This window comes from Peribacillus sp. NJ4 (assembly GCF_030348345.1).
Classification (GTDB): domain Bacteria; phylum Bacillota; class Bacilli; order Bacillales; family DSM-1321; genus Peribacillus.
In genome coordinates, this window is record NZ_JAUCFQ010000001.1 from 2270248 (window position 1) to 2287553 (window position 17306).

Below are 17306 nucleotides of genomic sequence, written 5' to 3' on the forward strand. Positions count from 1 at the left end.
ATCAGGATGCCTTGTAAAATTACATCACTATGGAAGGAAGATTTACGCTAAATGATCCAAAAGAATTCTCTGAGTCCCCTTTATTATCAACTTGAAGAGGAGATTAAAGAAGCGATTCAAAAACTTGAATTGGCGCCAGGAGAGATGATTCCTTCAGAAAAAGAATACACCGAAAAATATGAAATAAGCAGGATGACAGTGAGACAGGCCATTTCGAACCTTGTGAATGATGGTTATTTATATAGGCAGCGCGGAAAAGGAACATTCGTTACCCAACAAAAATTGGAGCAACCCTTGCAAGGATTAACAAACTTTTCAGAGGATATGATTTCAAGAGGATTTGAACCCAGTACACGAGTTATCAGTTTTAACGAGGTCAAAGCCGATGATGATCTTGCTGCGAAGCTTGAGGTTGAAGCAGGAAATCCTATTTTCGAACTGATACGTGTTAGGCTTGCGGATCAGTTGCCGATGGCATATGAAAGACTATACATACCAAAAGACCTTGCCCCGGATTTAACGGAAGAAATAGCCTTAACCTCCATTCAAGACTATGTTCAAAAAACGTTTGGCTTTAAAATTCAGCATAGCAGACAGGTGATTGAAGCCTCCATCGCTCAAAAAAACGAGGCGGAAATACTTGAAGTAATTGAAGGTTCCCCGGTATTGCTGATTGAACGAAGAAGCACCCTGGATTCCAATATACCACTTGGGGTAGTCAAATCGGTCTACCGGGCTGATCGATATAAATTCAGAATTAATTTGGAGCGACTATCTTAAGCGATAAAAGACAGTAGTAAGAATGCCACTATTAAAGGGATAATATAAAAGCTAAAAAGCCTATCTCCTAGATCTAAAGTGAGATAGGCTTTTCTTTTTTTCTTTTTCTAATTAGAGTCCCATTGATGAAAAGAGCGATTGGGTAAGGAGTTCTCCCTTTTTAAAGAAATAAGGAATATCCGATATATTTTAAATTTAATTAAAGAAAATAAGATCCCTTGCCTAATATGGACAAGGGATCTTTGTTCAAGGAGAAAAGTATACTATTATTTTTCAAGTTTAAGAGTTTTCCAGCTCAAAAAGAAAGCTACTTTGAAAAAAATCATATTCGGAACAATCTGCCGCGTGCTTTTCAAATTATTCCGCTAAGCTTGCTGCCAATCGGTCTTCTTTCCAAATGACTGTAATACCTAGGCCAATGACGATAATGACAGCAGCGAAAAGATAAGGATAGTGGATGTTTACGTCAAATAGTATTCCTCCCATTGCTGGTCCGACGATATTCCCTAAGCTCGTATAGGTTGAGTTCATTCCAGCTACAAACCCTTGCTCTTTTCCGGCAGCCTTTGATAAAAATGTCGTCAATGCCGGACGAAGCAAGTCAAATGCAAGGAAGATGAAGCAAGTTACTACAAGTACTGCCAAATAGCTGGAGATTAAAATGGACGCCACCGCAAATATTGCACCGATGATTAAACATAATTGAATCAGCTTCTTTTCACCGAGGATATCTACCAGTTTTCCAAACATGAATACTTGCACAACAACTCCGAAGATTGAGCTTATTGTAATGATGGTTGCAATATCCTTCGGCGTGAAGCCGAATTTATGATCAGAAAATAGGCTAAAAACAGTTTCATAGGCTGATAAACCAAAAGCGAGTACAAATACAATGATAAACGCAATGAAGTAAAGCGGATTAAGTGATCTTTTTATATCTCCAAAAAAGTTTGTTTGCTTAGTATTAGCAGAAACTTCTGCAAGCTGTTCCTTTGTCATAGGCTCTTTTAAAATGAATATGGATGTAAGGCATGCTAAAAAAGCAATGGCTGCCGCAAGGAAGAAGGGCAAGCGTATACCATATTCTGCAATAAAGCCACCGATACCAGGTCCTATAATAAAGCCCAAGCTAATAGCGGCTGAAATATAGCCCATTGCTTTTGGCCTTTCTTGAACTGATGTAATATCTGCAACATATGCAGTAACACCCGGCATAATAAAGGCGGCACTAATTCCCCCTAGGATCCTTGATATATAAAAGACGGATACGTTCGTGCCTACACCAAAGATAAGTTCTGAAACACCAAAAAGGAATAATCCGATAATGATGATTTTCTTTCTGCCATAACGGTCAACCCAACGGCCTGCGAATGGTGACATAACAAGTTGTGATACCGCAAATACGGCAACAAGAAAGCCCATCGTACTTCCTGATAAATGCATGATATTCATAAAAGATGGCATAACGGGGATAATGAGTCCAATTCCCAGAAAGGCAATGAATATATTGCTTAGAAGAATAATTAATACCATCTTTTGTTCTTTAATTGGTTTATTCATGTATTAACACCTCTTTCTATGTAAATCATTTTTGTGAAATTCCTCTCCAAAATACTTTCCAAGAGGCTGCTAATTTATCCTTCAGCCGTTTCTCATCATTGCCGTATACAAGCTCCAGCATAATGGAATCGACTACTCCCAAAAAAGCATAGGTCGGCGTTATTGCTGCATCTCCGACGATTAATTTAGCATTGATCCAATCTTGGAATTTTCTTTCCAGTATCGCCTGTACTTTTTCCTCGATATCCATGACCTCTTCTACGATAGCTTTTTCAAGATGGGCTGGCGGAAAAAAGGACATACGCAGCCAAAATTTTAAATGCTCATTTTTTTGGAAAAGATCGATGATCAATTGTAGAAATCCGTATAAATCTTTTTCAGGATTTTTTGAATCAACTTTACTGAAATATTGGAGTTTCGAAGATAGCTCCGTCTCTTTCGCATCACGTAAAACGTTTAGAAAAAGATCATCTTTTCCTTTAAAATGGGCGTAAATGGATTGTTTTTTCATGCCGACTTCTTCAGCTATCAGAGAAAGGGATGCTCCTTCATAACCATGAATCGTGAAATACTTTAGAGCGGCTTCTTTAATTTCATTGCTTTTCAATAATATCACCTCAAATTTAACGAACGTTCGTCAGTTATATTAGCAAATTAAATAAATATAAGCAAGCGGATTAGCTTATAGAAAGGTATTATGCAACGCGATAATGTAGAAAAATCGGACACTTTAATTGAATCAAAAGGAGAATACAAATGAGACATGTCTTATTTGTATTCTCCTTTATTTTTTTGGGGGGGAAATTAATATTATCCAACTCAAGTTTTGCAGATTCGGCTATTCCCCAAATTCCTGCATATAATTCTATATTGAGAATAAAAAGGCAGGTGGGGTGAAGATGGATACGTATGATATCAGAAAAGAGCTTCATTACTATTCCACAAAAATACGAGAAACGAATGACCCTTATTATTGGTATTGTTTGGCTGAGACTCAGATTAGAGCCGGATTAACCAACGAAGCACTGCAAACGATTGATAACGCCTTGTCGTTCCGAAATCCATATCCTTCAAAACAGGAACTGCTAGAAATGCAAGTGAGCCTCCAATCTGTTCTTTCAAGAGAAATGAATCAGAACAGATCAACCATAGTAACTTCAAAGCAAGGCGATATTGACGGGGACGGGGAAAAGGACAATGTTTTTATTACCGCAAATAAAACCCCTGATAGTCCATTTTGGAAAAACTTAACTTTAGTCATCCGAAATGGGAGTACAAATCAATATGAACAAGTTCCTTTGAAAAATAACGCAGGATACAATCCAACCCTTATTCTTGGTGATTTTACAGGTAACAAGAGGGATGATATTTTAGTGGTCATTGATACAGGAGGCAGCGCTGGTGCTATTTATGCGTATGTATTTTCTTATTTTAATGGTAAACTCACGCCGGTTTTTGATTCCGATGCATTCAATGAAAACTATAAGTACGATGTGGCTTATGAAAATCAATACAAAGCAAAGGTGAACAGTTATTACCTAAATGAAAAGTACATTCTTGACCTAACTTATAAGGGGAAGGAATATTTATCTGAAATTTATAACCAGAATGGTGTTTTGAAGGCGCCGATAGAAGGATGGGTCAATCCTTTATCTGGTTTATATCCGGTTGATTTCAATAGGGAAGGCATATATGAGCTCGAAGCCTATCAGAGGATAGCAGGGAGGTACAATGCCGACGCACTAGGATTTGTACAGACCATATTGAAATGGAACGGGAAAGCGTTTGTTCCTGACCGGCAGAATGTCGCTATTTTTGGAGGGGGGATATAGCATTTATGAAAAGACGACGCAGTGATCAATACAGATTTCCACTTATCGTTCACACGAATAAAATTTGCGTTAATCTCTTATTGCGTCGACAGAATTTCATACCCTTCTTCTTTGTAACTTCAATTCCCTTGAGTTGCTTATTCAACAAACGGGTTAGTTCAATAAGCAAGTAGTAAAAGACTATTATTAGTAGGCAATACCTACACGTGATTTTATATAATCGCTACTTTTTATTTGGCTAAATGTAAATTCTGCAGTATCCGGCACAGATATTTCAACTCCACCCTCCGGCAAAAAATTACCTTCTACACGATATTTACCTACACTTTCTCCATCAGGCAAATACGTAGGACAGACAATAGTCCATTTTAGTGTTGATTGTTTAAGCATATCGTATACTTTATGATGTTCTTTCGCTGCACGGGTAGACTTACGCTTTGATTCACTTGACAGATAACGCAGTGAATTTGGGGTGGTTCTACTTTGCAGGATACCTGCAGTTCCAATAGTTATAATTCGTTGTATATCTTCGTCTTCCATCGCTTTGATAATTAGTGGCATACTTGTTGATAATGTGGTTGTCCCATCAGTATTCAGTGCACTAATAACAACATCAATCCCTTGCATTGCACGGACGATATCATCTTTATTTAATACATTACCTTTGATAATCGTTAAATTTTCGTTATTTATTTCAATCTTCTCTGGAGTGCGAACTAATACAGCAACATTATGTCTATCATGAAGGGCATAAGTAACTAATTGACTCCCAACACGTCCAGTTGCACCTAAAATCAAAATATTCATAAGAAAGAACCTCCTTTTGCGAATACAAATTACACTAAACATTATATCGTCTTTTTCAAAAAATGAGAGCTTTAGTGCAATATGACATCATAAAACGAACAAACTTTTCTTTAAAGAATGAATCAGCAAATAATAATATTAAAAACCCAATTTTCGATTTATATCATTGAAAGATTGGGATTTTTAATAGAGAACATCCTTAACGTTGTAAATTCGCGTTTTGCTGGCGGTCCTCCAAGAAGGAACTGCCAATCTTTTTTTTAGATAATAATGTTTACAAAATTTAACCTACCATTTAAAAATAGAACTGGATTGAGCCGATGAAGAGTTTTCTCGTCTCGTGAGCTAGGTGAAAGTAAGGAAATAAGAGTTGCAAGACTAATACAAAAGGGCCCCCAATAGCTTAAGGTGTGGCCCTTTTGAAAATGTTCACTTGGTGGAATGATCTGATTTCCATTGGTGAGAAATGACTTTATCTTGTCTTCTAGTTTAATTATGTATCACTTTTTTTGATTTCTAATATTGCTGTTCTTCTTTCGATTGTAGAAAAGCATCAACTGATTCATCTAATAACTTTTCCCGATTTGGATCTTCATTGACATCTGTATCCACTTCCATTTCTTGGTTAAGTATGTCGAGTGTATCCTTTTCTTTATTTAAACGACTAACCTGATTTTTATGTTGGGATGTGTTAGGGTTACTATTTTTTTGATTAGGCATATAAACTCCTTCTTTAACAAGTAATTTCTAATTAGTATGAACTATTGATCCAAAATAAAATCCAATATTTTTTAAGCTTTTACGAACTGAGGGCCTGTAATTAATCAATCTCTTGCTATCTTGTTGTTCACTATGAAAGGTGCCATTGCCTAGAAAACCGAAGCTAGATGGAGTTGCCGACGTGACAAACCTCATCACACAGATGGAAAAGCAGGCTTTTCTAAAGAGGATAGCAACCAAATGGGACAGGAAGACTGAGTAAAAAAGAACATGAGGATTCGCCTTTTATGGTGATAAGATGTCCTGCAGTAAGAGATACAAGCTTACACCGTTTCTTCTACTGCCGAACCTGGGAACGTCAAATAGGTTCGTGGCACGGTGGATAAATCATTTCTTGGACGTGATAGTTGGATTCCCAAATGAATCGGCTCATGTGTTCGATGGTGTGTCAGGTGCTTTTCACGAAGCTACGTGAAATCACCAAACAGAAGAATATGCTGTTAAATCGTTACTTTCAGGTCGAAAGGGTAATCAATAAAAAGTTTCCGGTGATTATTGTGTCATTATCCTAATTAGAACATATGGTGAAGTAACCCATAAAATTAATTTCCTCCTTAAAACAAATAAGGAGATGTTTCTATTGTCAAGTTGTGGTCATGAATCAAATTGTGATTGTGAGAATAACGGTTTTGGATTTGGTGGAGGTTTCGCCTTTATAGTCGTTTTATTTATACTCTTGATCATTGTTGGAGCTACTATTTGTTGTGATGATGGAGGTTACGGTGGTCCTGCCCCCGTTCAAGGCTACGGCGGTTTCTGCTAAAAATTGTATATGAAAAAAGCCGACCTTTAATTGGTCGGCTTCTTCAATTAATCTGTCCTTTGCATGCTGTGTAAATTCTTACACTTATCATTTTCAGGGCCCGTTTCAAAAAATGGTACCAATTTGGTAACACCTTTCTTGATATGGATATTTATGGTGAAAAGGTACAGGGTTATGAATGTGATGACGCAATAGACCTGGTTAGAATGGAAGTTGGCTATCCGGCCCAGTACTAATCCTATTGACGGGAAGGTTAAAGTGGAGTGAGAATCCTTTGCTTATTAACAAAGTAAGCCCACTCAGAAAAGCCGATCTCCTTTAGTCTTTTTTGGACTAATTCAAATTCATCACCAATACGTTCAGGTGTATGGGAATCTGATCCAAATGTTACCTTCACATTATAGAAAAGTGCTCGTTCTAAAATGTCATCCGCTGGATACCATCCACCACAATCTTTTGTTTTACCTGAAGTATTGATCTCAATGGAGATATCTTCTTGACTAATGATTTTCAACGTTTTTTCAATACTGTCTGTTTCAATGGATGAAAAGGCTGGATAAAACCCTTTCATTGCATCAATATGGCCTAAGATTTGAAACACTCCGCTTTTTGCTGATTTCTGTATTAATTCATAGTATTCATCCTTGATTCTTGACTGTTCTTTTGAGGTCAAACCATTCCAACGCTCTTTTTTAAAAATGCTAATGTCTTGAACATAATGAACAGATCCAATTATGTAGTCAAAAGGGTGTAAAAGATATTGATCACGGTAGACTTCAATGTGATCAGGGAAGTAATCACTTTCCATTCCTAATAACACGTGAATTTTACCTTCATATTTCTCTTTTAAACGATGTACTTCCTCAATATAAGGGACAAGTTCACTTTTTGCCATTGCAATAGTTGGGTAGAGATGGTCGTCCTCACTATAAAAATATGGAGAATGATCAGAAATCCCAATATAATGCAATCCGTATTCAATGGCTTGCTTTACATAATCCTCAATTGTGCCGATAGCATGTCCACAGCGCTGATGGTGAGTGTGCAGATCAAATTTTATTGAATTCGTCAATTGCTTAGCCTCCTAAAACCAACCATATTGTCTTGTTTTATCATATCCAAAATTCAAACTCTTTCTCACAAATTGTAAGAAGATTTATACCTTCCTTAAATCTGCCGTTTTATGGACGGGGAATGGATTTACTTTAGTTGGTGATACCCCTTTATTTTAAGGAATTAATTTTATACATATCACTTATCATTGAAAACAACTTTATACCTGCCAGAAAATTTCTTTCTTAGTCGTGGGATTTTCTTATGTTTGTCGGTTACACAACATCCATTGTGAGTTGTTCCTAGTAGAAACAAGAAGCAGAATCGAATTGGTCAACACGAAAAAATATGATTGGAGGAAAATTATTGGTCTTAAACAAACCAGCTAGAAGAAGGTTATTCAGTTTAAGGGCGCATTGTACAAGGAAAAGGAATTGGTCATTTTTAGTTCGGGGTTTGTATAAATGTTGGATTTCTTAGACAAACTAGAATGTTCAAATATGTAAAAAGAAAGGAAAGATACAAAATGACAAAGGTATTGTACATCACAGCTCATCCTCATGATGACAAACAATCTTACAGTATGGCCGTTGGAAAAGCATTTATTGACACTTATAAAGAAGTTAATCCTAGCCATGAAATTGTGAATATTGACCTTTATAAAGAAAATATTCCTGAGATCGATGTAGATGTTTTCAGTGGTTGGGGGAAACTTCAATCTGGAAAGGGCTTTGAAGAACTTTCGTCGGAAGAGAAAGCAAAAGTCAGTCGTCTCTCAGAGTTATGTGAGCAATTTATAGCTGCCGATAAATATATATTTGTAACACCTTTATGGAATTTTTCATTCCCACCAGTATTAAAAGCATATATTGATTCCGTTTGTGTTGCAGGAAAATCATTTAAATACACCGAACAAGGCCCAGTTGGTCTTTTAACTGATAAGAAAGCCTTGCATATTCAAGCTCGTGGTGGTATTTATTCCGAAGGACCTGCAGCTGAAATGGAAATGGGTCACCGATATCTAAATATCATTATGCAATTCTTAGGAGTGCCATCCTTTGAAGGTATATTCGTTGAAGGACATGCTGCAATGCCTGATAAAGCACAAGAAATTAAAGAAAATGCCATTGCACTATCAAAAGATTTAGCATCCACTTTTTAAACCAAAGAGTCAACAACTTGTTGGCTCTTTTTTTTTTGCATAATTAAAAGTAATATCTGGATTTATTTATTCTTACTTCATCAATCAGGGGCATTTCTCTAATAAAGGCGTATCTCTTTTATTTAGTGGGTATTTAGTATTTTGGCTTTTTAAAATTTCGCCAGATAATTTAATTTCTTAATGTTCTATATGAAGAAGTAAAAAAGGTCGATCCTAAACGTAGAGGAGATCGACTTTGGAATTCTCTGTACTTATTTCGTTTTATTTTCCATACTTTATGTATGAAGAATATTCTTATCAATTTTCCCCATTGCTTTAACTCATAGGAGCATTAACTTTAGAACCCTGCAACTGGAAATGCAAGTTAATAATTGTACTTAAAAATGGAGTGATACGATGAATAAGATGTTTGATGTCATCATTACCGGTGCTGGATGTGCCGGCTCTACCTTGGCAATTTATCTAGCTAAAGCTGGTTTCCATGTGTTGTTAGTGGACCGATCGACTTTTCCAAGGGACACATTATCAACCCATACCTTTTTCAATAATACTGTCGCTCTTCTTCGAGAAATAGGTGTCCTGGACAAGTTATTGGAAACAAAAGCACCACCGGTACGGGATATTAAATTTCAATTTGAGGATACCGTGATAGAAGGTCTCATCCCTGAGGTTTACGGAGAGGACAGTTGTTATTGCATTAGACGAACTTATCTCGATCATATCCTACTTGAACATGCCAAATCTCAAATGAATGTAACTGTTTTAGAAGGATTTCGTGTGACGGATGTCATCCGTGAAGACGAAACAGTAATAGGCGTGAAAGGTTTAGACAGCAACAACGAGAAACAAGAATTTTCAGCTCGCCTGGTAGTCGGTGCAGACGGCCGATCCTCTATTATTCGCAAGCTGGTAAAAAGTGAACTCAAAATAAGTATTCCGGCAACAGTCGGCATCTATTTTGGGTATTTCTCTGGATTTCGCCATGATAATGTCCCTAAATTCGAAGTATACAAGTTAAAAGATAACACAGCCATTCTCTTTCCGACGAATGATGATTTATACGTTATTGTCGGCATTTTCCCATTAGGAAATAAGGGATTGATAGAACGGTTGAAATTAAATCCAGAAAGCGGTCTACGCAATCTCTTAACAGATAACTTTCCGAATACAACAATTGGGGCGCGCTTGAAAAATGCAAAACTAGAAGAACCGGTCAAAGGCATTCTAGGGTATGATAATTACTGGTATAAAGGAATGGGAAAAGGATGGGCGTTAGTTGGAGATGCAGTTTGTTTTAAAGATCCTGGCATGGCACAGGGTATCCATGATGCTATATGTGGGGCACGTATATTATCCAATATTCTATTAAAATATAAGGGACAATCCGATCAATCAAATCAAATGTCTGAAGAATATCAAAAGGCAATGGAAGATGAGTTTATGGTTCGGTTTCACGTGGGATGCCAAATTTCGAAGAATGAACGCATAACTGAACAACAGGATGCTGTCAACAAGCTAATCAGTTCCCATCCAGAGGCCATAGAGAAGTTTTTAGGGATTTACAATTACGCAAATGAGCCCGTTGATTTAGAAAAAGAACTCGTACGAATCATGCAGTCGAACTAGCGATATTTCTAAAAAATAAAGTGATTCAAGTACAAAAATAATTCACTATAAACATAGAGCGACAATATCATTTTAAGATAGGACTAATTCAAACAAATTATAAAGCAGTTCAATCTCATTTTGGAAAGCGTATCCTCTTGGTAAAGTTGCCCGGGTTATACAATACAGCTTAACCTATTGAGCCTGCATCAGTGGTGCTACCCCTAATATGGGGGTTCAAGAGGAACGGTTAATCAATCTTTATTTCAAAGCTACGGTTGGTACTTTTTTCACCAGGTGCCATGGCACAAATTAGAGAAATAAAAAAAGTCATTTCCTTACGTACAGGAAACAGCTCTTTTTTACTGGGATTTGCTTAGCATACAAAATAACGAAGTTTGGCGATTTTCAATTGAATTGAAATCCAACATGAAAATACTCCGCGATTTAGTTAATTATCACCTTTAACCAGTATTTCGTCCATATACTCACCAATTTTGCGGAATTTATCATATCGTTGTTGGCGTAAAATGCCTTTATCTAAATGACCAAGTTCTTGCAATGCTTTTCGTAGAGTTTCTTGGATATATTGCGATTGAAGAGGGAGGTCAATATGTGCTCCTCCAACAGGTTCTTTTATGATTTCATCAATCACGCCTAGTTTCATCAAATCCTTAGCCGTAATTTTCAATACTTCAGCTGCGCGTTTTGCTTGTGTGGCATCCTTCCATAATAATGCTGCTGCTCCTTCAGGCGATATAACCGAATAAAATGTGTTTTCTAGCATGAAGATTCGATTGCCGATACCTAAAGCCAACGCGCCACCACTCCCACCTTCACCAATAATAATACAGATTATGGGCACTCCAAAGCCAGCCATTTCACGAAGGTTGCGGGCAATAGCTTCAGATTGTCCACGTTCTTCTGCTTCACGACCTGGGAAGGCTCCAGACGTATTAATAAATGTTACGATAGGTCTATTGAACTTATTGGCTTGTTGCATAATTCTTAGAGCTTTTCTGTAGCCTTCAGGTTGCGACATGCCAAAACGACGATGGATATTGTCTTTTGTATTTTTCCCTTTTTGATTTCCTATTACAGTAATAGGCATTCCCTCGAAGGTAGCTATTCCTGAAACCATAGCAGGGTCATCCCCAAAAAGTCTGTCACCATGAAGTTCAAGAAAGTCTTCAAAAATATGATGGATGAAATCTAAAGTAGTAGGGCGTTGTTGAATTCTAGATAGTTTAATTTTATCCCAAACTTCCATATTCTCATAAATGTGATTTTTGATTTCATTGGCTTTTTGCTCAAGATTATTTAATACTTCGGAAAGGTCAAGATTATGATTTGCTGACATCTCTTTCAGTTCGGCAATATGGTTTTCTAGTTTTTTTAATTCTTGAAAATTCATCGTTCAAGGCACTCCCTGAAATTTAGATGATGGATTTTTAAAATGGTTGTAATTGATTGTCTTAATGCACTTCTATTTACAACCATATCCAGTTGACCGTGTTCTAATAAAAATTCAGAGGTTTGGAAATTTTCCGGTAGTTCTTCTCTTATAGTCTGTTCAATTATGCGTCTACCTGCAAAGCCAATTAAAGCTTGTGGTTCGGCAATATTGATATCGCCTAATGAAGCGAAACTAGCAGAAACGCCCCCCGTTGTAGGATTCGTCAAAACGGATACGAAAAGAATTTTTTCATAGTTTAGTTTTTCTAAAGCACCACTCGTTTTCGCCATCTGCATAAGGCTAAGAATCCCTTCTTGCATCCGAGCTCCACCGCTTGCTGAAAATATTATTAATGGTTTTCGGGTTTTTAATGATTCTTCAATGGATCTTGTGATTTTTTCACCCACTGCTGAGCCCATGCTACCCATACGGAAGCGAGAATCCATGATACAAATTACAACCGGATAGCCGCCTATGGAAGCTTCCCCAGTAATGACCCCATCATATAATGAAGTCTTTTTCTTATCAGAAACTAATTTATCTTTATATTCAGGGAAGTATAACGGGTCAACGGAAGTTAAACATTTATTGAATTCCGAAAAAGAATTACTATCTGTAATCATTGAAATGCGGTCATAAGCTGTTACGGGGTAGTGATATTGGCACTTAGGACAAACATTCAAATTCATTTTTATAAGAGAGTGATCATACGTTTCCCCACACGATTTACAAGTAAAAGAGTCCGATTCGATATTTTCTCTCTTTATTGGATACACCTTCATCAATCCTCCTATAACAAGTTACGCTCCCATTTATGTAAAAAAAGGAGCGCGATATTTTTATAAAACTTTTTAAAATCATAGTAATTGTAGAGAATGAGACTTTATTGTCGGTCCTTCATTATGATTTTACTTTTCCTGTATTAATACATTTACTGGGAGGAGGAAAAAGGTATGAATGAATCAGAAACACAGGGTTATATTGACGGGAATTACATAGGCTTGTACTTATAAAAGTATTAAAGACTTCTTTCTCTTTCTGAAAAGAGGATAGAGGTATCATATGCAATTACTAAAGTAATGGAATGGGTTACGAAGTTCATTACAATTAAATGGACATATGTACCTAGGTGTCATGAGGGGGAAAATCATATAATTGGAATAAACTCCTATCGTGTGATTCACTATATATGAATCGTAGGGATTAAAATCCCAGGAATTATCACCTCACCAAAAATAATCGTACATTTTGCTCCAAAAGTGGGTAAAACTAAAAAGATGGTATGTAGTATGTCTAATTTTCAAGATAAAGTTGTCTTTATTACGCCTCCAGAGGCAATGGAGAAGCCGCATCAAAGGAGCTTGCATCTAAGGGTGCGAAGCTGGTATCGGTAGCTCGTGGCGAAGTTTGTTTAGAAAACTACAAAAAGAAATTCTGAATTATGGCGGTCACGCTGTTTATAATGTGATGGATGTCACCTAATTTGAATAAATCGAAGAGCCCTATCTGGCATCCAGTGCTTGAATTAGATTAATTGGGGGTTTCATGTATGAGAGCGGTATGTGCTCACGCTGCATTGATTTTGTTTGTGGGGAGGTTGAGGTTTAGACGGGAGGCGATACATAAAGATGAATAAACAAGAAAGCGGTTATAGATGGGTGGTATTTGGCACCGTTTTATTTGCTTACTTTTTAATTGTGAGCCAAAGAACGGCTCCTGGTCTTATTACCGATCAATTGATGAAGGATTTTCATGTTTCCGCCTCTACCATAGGTCTTATGAGCGGCATTCAATTTTTAGCTTATGCAGGATTACAAATACCGGTTGGTCTTTTATCAGACAGATATGGCCCCAATCGATTTCTTATTATCGGCACACTCCTTAATGGGCTGGGAAGCCTAATATACAGCCTTTCTCCCAATGAATATGTATTGATTTTCTCCCGGTTATTAGTTGGAATTGGAGATGCCACCATTTTTGTCAACTTGGTTTTAATATTAAGCCAATGGTTTAAGGCACAGGAATTTGTAAAATTATTAGGCCTGGTTGCCATGGTTGCGAGCCTTGGTTCGTTATCAGCTACCGTTCCTTTTTCCATGTGGATTTCATTCGCTGGTTGGAGAACCCCATTCCTTAGCATAGGAATTATTTTAGTGCTTTCATCATATCTTCTGTATGTCGTTCTTGTATCGAAACCAAAACAACTATTTAAAGATGATTCCAAAGCCAAGGAAGTTCTAATTAAAGAACGGGAAGGTGTTTGGACGATTCTACGCCGAATATTTTCTACCCGTCAAGCCTGGGCCACTTTCTTTTGCCACTTTGGAGTGGTTGGCACATATATAGGATTCATCGGTTCGTGGGGAGTTCCCTATGGAATTCATGTGTTTGAAATGTCTCGTTCAGGGGCAAGCCAGCTTATTATGTATGGTCTTTTTGGAGCCATTATAGGAGGCCCTTTAATTAGCTGGATTACAAGCCGGATGGGTTCTATCAAAAAAGTCTACACCTTTATCCATCTAATTGTCTTATGCAGTTGGAGTGGGTTGTTCTTCTCCGGCGTAAAACCTCCATTTATAATGGTGGTGGTTTTACTATTTATCATAGGTTTTGGAAATGGAGCTAGCTCTTTGACTTTTGCAGTGGTACGGGAATCATTTCCTATTCAACAAGTAGGTGTTGTTTCAGGATTTGCCAATATGGGTGGATTCTTAAGTGCCGTTTTGTTGCCTAGTGTTTTCGGAAATGTACTGGATCTATTTCCTCGGCATTCTATAGATGTGGGCTATCATTATGGATTTCTCATTCCTGTCATATTTTCTTTGATGGGATTGTTAGGTGTCATTTTGATCAAAGAGAAAAAAACGTTTTAATATATATTACAGTTATAAAGGTCCGTATTGTAAACGTCCAAGTTCTAAAAAGTAAGTTTTTATAAAATTACCAGACATAGTCTCCTTTACATAGTTAAAACAATATGTAAAGGAGACTATGTCCTTTTCACTTATAACAAACGAGTTAGCTATATAGAACTTATCAAAATACTATAAACAAACTGGGAGAGATAAATGCACTTGATGCCTATTCAACAGATAGTGAATTGCAAAAATATCATCTTACAGTTGATATACATGTAATGGTGGTTAAATATTTTAAAAAGTACTTTCCTAGTGACATAATACGAGTTTCAAAAACAGAGGCTTTCCCAAAATAAAGTTCCTGTTTTGAGTAGGATTATCGAAATTGAAAGTAAAGTAAAGTAACAACGACTCGTTAGGAAGTATGTGACCTTTTAGAGAATCACTGTTCATACGTTTGCTGGGTTTGTGAAGAATTAATAGTAAGGAAGGTTGAACTTGGCCAATCTATCACACTTAATAATTATGACATCGTTTGAGATTGAATTTTATGCGAAAAAACTATTAATATTAAAAAAGTAGTTAAAGAAAAAACAAGGGCGTTAGTTCCATTTACTATTGAATCATTACAAAGTAAGATTTAATAAAAAAGAAATCTGAAATTTTTAGTATCAAAAATTTTATTCTTTAAAAGAAAAGAGTGGGTTTAATAATGAAAGACATTAAAAATATCTATTGTGTAGGTCGAAATTATGCTTTGCATGCAAAAGAATTAAATAATGAAGTACCAACTTCCCCTTTTTTATTTTCAAAACCAACTCATTCGCTAGTTGAAGCGAATGGTCAGTCAATTACGTTGCCGAGTAATCAGGGTTCCATTCACTATGAAACAGAACTTGTCCTTCATATCGCAAAGCAGTACGAAACAGGAATGAAAGTAGATGAAATAGTAGATGCCATAGCCCTTGGTTTGGATTTAACACTTAGAGATGTTCAAGCACAGTTAAAGCAAAAACAGCATCCTTGGCTTTTGGCTAAAGGATTTAAAAATTCGGCTGTTGTAAGTGATTTCATTCCGTTTCAAGGTGTCGAAGCATGTAAACAATTAGATTTTTCCCTTTTTAAAAACGGAGAGCGTGTACAAGTCGGAAATATTAAGGACTTACTTTTTGATTTGCAAACAATTATAGATTTTACAGCAAAGCATTTTGGGCTTGGGAAAGGAGATATTATTTTTACTGGTACTCCTAGTGGCGTCGGTCCTCTTTCAGATCAAGACAAGCTTTCACTAAACTGGGGTGGAAAGGAAATTGGATCCTGTTCTGTCACACTACATCCATGATAAAGAGTAGTCATTTCCTTTTCTTATGCAACTATCGGGACAGTAGTTGCATAAGAAAATAAAAATTATCAATGGATTTTACGTGAAACATATGCTTTGTTGAATTAAACGTAAAAGCTACTCCTAAAGATTGGTATCTCTGGAGTAGCTCCTATTTTATAACTTTCTATACTTTTCTGGTACTCTGGAATCGAATATGGGAACATCTTTTCTTATTTGGGGTACTTTCTCTAAATTTAAAGTTGCCTTTAATTCACCAACTTCTTGATCCAATTTTTGAACAATGTCTCCCCATGGATCTACAATTTGTGAGCAACCTGCAAATTCCACCCCTAGCTTTGTCCCCGCCACATTTGATGCAACAACATACATTTGGTTCTCAATTGCGCGCGCACGAAGTAACGTATTCCAATGTGTTTCCCTTGCAAGTGGCCATTCTGCGACGATATGTAACACTTGAATACCTTGTAATGCTAAGTCACGAATAATTTCTGGGAATCGTAAATCGTAACAAATAATAACCCCCATCTTCACACCTTCAAGTTCAAATATTTCAACTTGATTATGGCCGCCCGTTAAAAACTTAGGTTCATCTAACATCGGAACAAGGTGCATCTTGTCATATGTGTGAACAATCACACCCATTCGATTTACTATAATCGCACGATTAAAGATATCTTTACCTTCTAATACGGCAATCGAGCCACCCACCAAGTTTACATTAAACTTCTTAGCCAGTGATTGTAAAAATTCAATGGATTGCTTTCCATCCACTTTGCAGATTTCTTTCAATTCCTCCAACGCATAGCCCGTAGACCACATTTCAGGAAGTACAACAACATCTACATCATCACTATAGTTAGCTTCTAACCAGCGTTCAATGATTTTCCTATTCTCTACAGGATTTCCAACCACTAAATCCATTTGAAATACTAAATAATTCAAATCGGTCACTCCTCTTAATAGTATTTAGTTTAGTAATGATGTATCTGGTTTCACAAACAACCATAATATAGCTGCAATAAACACAGGGATTACAGTTACTCCTAATGTGATATTCCAACCAAAGTTTTCTGCTAACCAACCACATAATAACGGTGATACAAAAGCTCCTAGATTTCCCCACAAGTTCATCCAACCTGAAACGGAGCCTGAAAAGTTTCTCCCTAAGTCTGTAGCGGAAGCCCATGAACACACTACTGTAAATCCTAGTGAACCCAAGCATATTGATAACCATAAAACATTCATATAAGGAGATACTGTCATAACGGCAAGGTACATTGAAATAATAAATACTATTAAACCTGA

At 36.8% G+C, this 17306-nt stretch carries 16 protein-coding genes; 7 read left to right on the forward strand and 9 right to left on the reverse strand.

Features of this window, described 5'->3' with window-relative positions:
* Positions 1-51 precede the first annotated feature (51 nt).
* A complete protein-coding gene (locus QUF94_RS11395) occupies positions 52-780 on the forward strand; it encodes a GntR family transcriptional regulator (RefSeq protein WP_289315954.1) in 729 nt (242 codons plus the stop codon).
* A gap of 357 nt (positions 781-1137) precedes the next feature.
* On the opposite strand, the gene QUF94_RS11400 is transcribed toward QUF94_RS11395, so the two are convergent.
* Positions 1138-2340 (reverse strand): MFS transporter, encoded by a 1203-nt coding sequence (locus QUF94_RS11400; protein WP_289315955.1) that lies wholly within the window; start codon positions 2338-2340, stop codon positions 1138-1140.
* Between the two features lie 25 nt (positions 2341-2365).
* A complete protein-coding gene (locus QUF94_RS11405; RefSeq protein ID WP_289315956.1) occupies positions 2366-2947 on the reverse strand; it encodes a TetR/AcrR family transcriptional regulator in 582 nt (193 codons plus the stop codon).
* Between the two features lie 484 nt (positions 2948-3431).
* Between QUF94_RS11405 and QUF94_RS11410 the strand changes: the two genes are divergently transcribed.
* A complete protein-coding gene (locus tag QUF94_RS11410) occupies positions 3432-4172 on the forward strand; it encodes a VCBS repeat-containing protein (RefSeq protein WP_289318351.1) in 741 nt (246 codons plus the stop codon).
* Between the two features lie 186 nt (positions 4173-4358).
* Here QUF94_RS11410 and QUF94_RS11415 read toward each other — a convergent pair whose 3' ends face one another.
* Both QUF94_RS11415 and QUF94_RS11420 read right to left on the reverse strand, forming a co-directional pair.
* Entirely contained in the window at positions 4359-4979 is a 621-nt protein-coding gene (locus QUF94_RS11415) for an NAD(P)-dependent oxidoreductase (protein ID WP_289315957.1), read from the reverse strand.
* Positions 4980-5495: 516 nt separating this feature from the next.
* Complete coding sequence (locus tag QUF94_RS11420; RefSeq protein ID WP_289315958.1) at positions 5496-5699, reverse strand: hypothetical protein; 204 nt, start codon at positions 5697-5699, stop codon at positions 5496-5498.
* A gap of 640 nt (positions 5700-6339) precedes the next feature.
* Here QUF94_RS11420 and QUF94_RS11425 point away from each other — a divergent pair.
* Entirely contained in the window at positions 6340-6522 is a 183-nt protein-coding gene (locus QUF94_RS11425; RefSeq protein WP_353957666.1) for a YjcZ family sporulation protein, read from the forward strand.
* A gap of 253 nt (positions 6523-6775) precedes the next feature.
* Here QUF94_RS11425 and QUF94_RS11430 read toward each other — a convergent pair whose 3' ends face one another.
* The gene (locus tag QUF94_RS11430; protein WP_289318352.1) at positions 6776-7582 is read right to left on the reverse strand and encodes a histidinol-phosphatase; all 807 of its coding nucleotides are present in this window, start codon (positions 7580-7582) and stop codon (positions 6776-6778) included.
* A 519-nt stretch (positions 7583-8101) separates the two neighbouring features.
* Between QUF94_RS11430 and QUF94_RS11435 the strand changes: the two genes are divergently transcribed.
* A complete protein-coding gene (locus QUF94_RS11435) occupies positions 8102-8737 on the forward strand; it encodes an FMN-dependent NADH-azoreductase (protein ID WP_289315960.1) in 636 nt (211 codons plus the stop codon).
* 396 nt (positions 8738-9133) lie between these two features.
* Positions 9134-10363 (forward strand): NAD(P)/FAD-dependent oxidoreductase, encoded by a 1230-nt coding sequence (locus QUF94_RS11440; RefSeq protein WP_289315961.1) that lies wholly within the window; start codon positions 9134-9136, stop codon positions 10361-10363.
* Positions 10364-10793: 430 nt separating this feature from the next.
* On the opposite strand, the gene QUF94_RS11445 is transcribed toward QUF94_RS11440, so the two are convergent.
* Together QUF94_RS11445 and accD are read right to left on the reverse strand one after the other, a co-directional pair.
* Entirely contained in the window at positions 10794-11756 is a 963-nt protein-coding gene (locus QUF94_RS11445; RefSeq protein WP_289315962.1) for an acetyl-CoA carboxylase carboxyltransferase subunit alpha, read from the reverse strand.
* Positions 11753-12580, reverse strand: coding sequence for an acetyl-CoA carboxylase, carboxyltransferase subunit beta (accD, locus tag QUF94_RS11450; RefSeq protein ID WP_289315963.1), 828 nt, complete (start codon positions 12578-12580; stop codon positions 11753-11755). Before accD ends, QUF94_RS11445 begins: the two co-directional genes overlap by 4 nt.
* Positions 12581-13426: 846 nt before the next feature.
* Here accD and QUF94_RS11455 point away from each other — a divergent pair.
* Both QUF94_RS11455 and QUF94_RS11460 read left to right on the forward strand, forming a co-directional pair.
* Positions 13427-14671 carry an MFS transporter gene (locus tag QUF94_RS11455; RefSeq protein ID WP_289315964.1) on the forward strand — a complete coding sequence of 415 codons (1245 nt, stop codon included), beginning with the start codon at positions 13427-13429 and terminating at the stop codon, positions 14669-14671.
* 697 nt (positions 14672-15368) lie between these two features.
* Positions 15369-15998: a fumarylacetoacetate hydrolase family protein gene (locus QUF94_RS11460; protein ID WP_289315965.1), complete on the forward strand. Its 630-nt coding sequence runs from the start codon at positions 15369-15371 to the stop codon at positions 15996-15998.
* A gap of 156 nt (positions 15999-16154) precedes the next feature.
* Here QUF94_RS11460 and QUF94_RS11465 read toward each other — a convergent pair whose 3' ends face one another.
* Entirely contained in the window at positions 16155-16952 is a 798-nt protein-coding gene (locus QUF94_RS11465) for a carbon-nitrogen family hydrolase (RefSeq protein ID WP_353957667.1), read from the reverse strand.
* 15 nt (positions 16953-16967) lie between these two features.
* The gene (locus QUF94_RS11470; protein WP_353957751.1) at positions 16968-17279 is read right to left on the reverse strand and encodes an MFS transporter; all 312 of its coding nucleotides are present in this window, start codon (positions 17277-17279) and stop codon (positions 16968-16970) included.
* Positions 17280-17306: the final 27 nt, after the last annotated feature.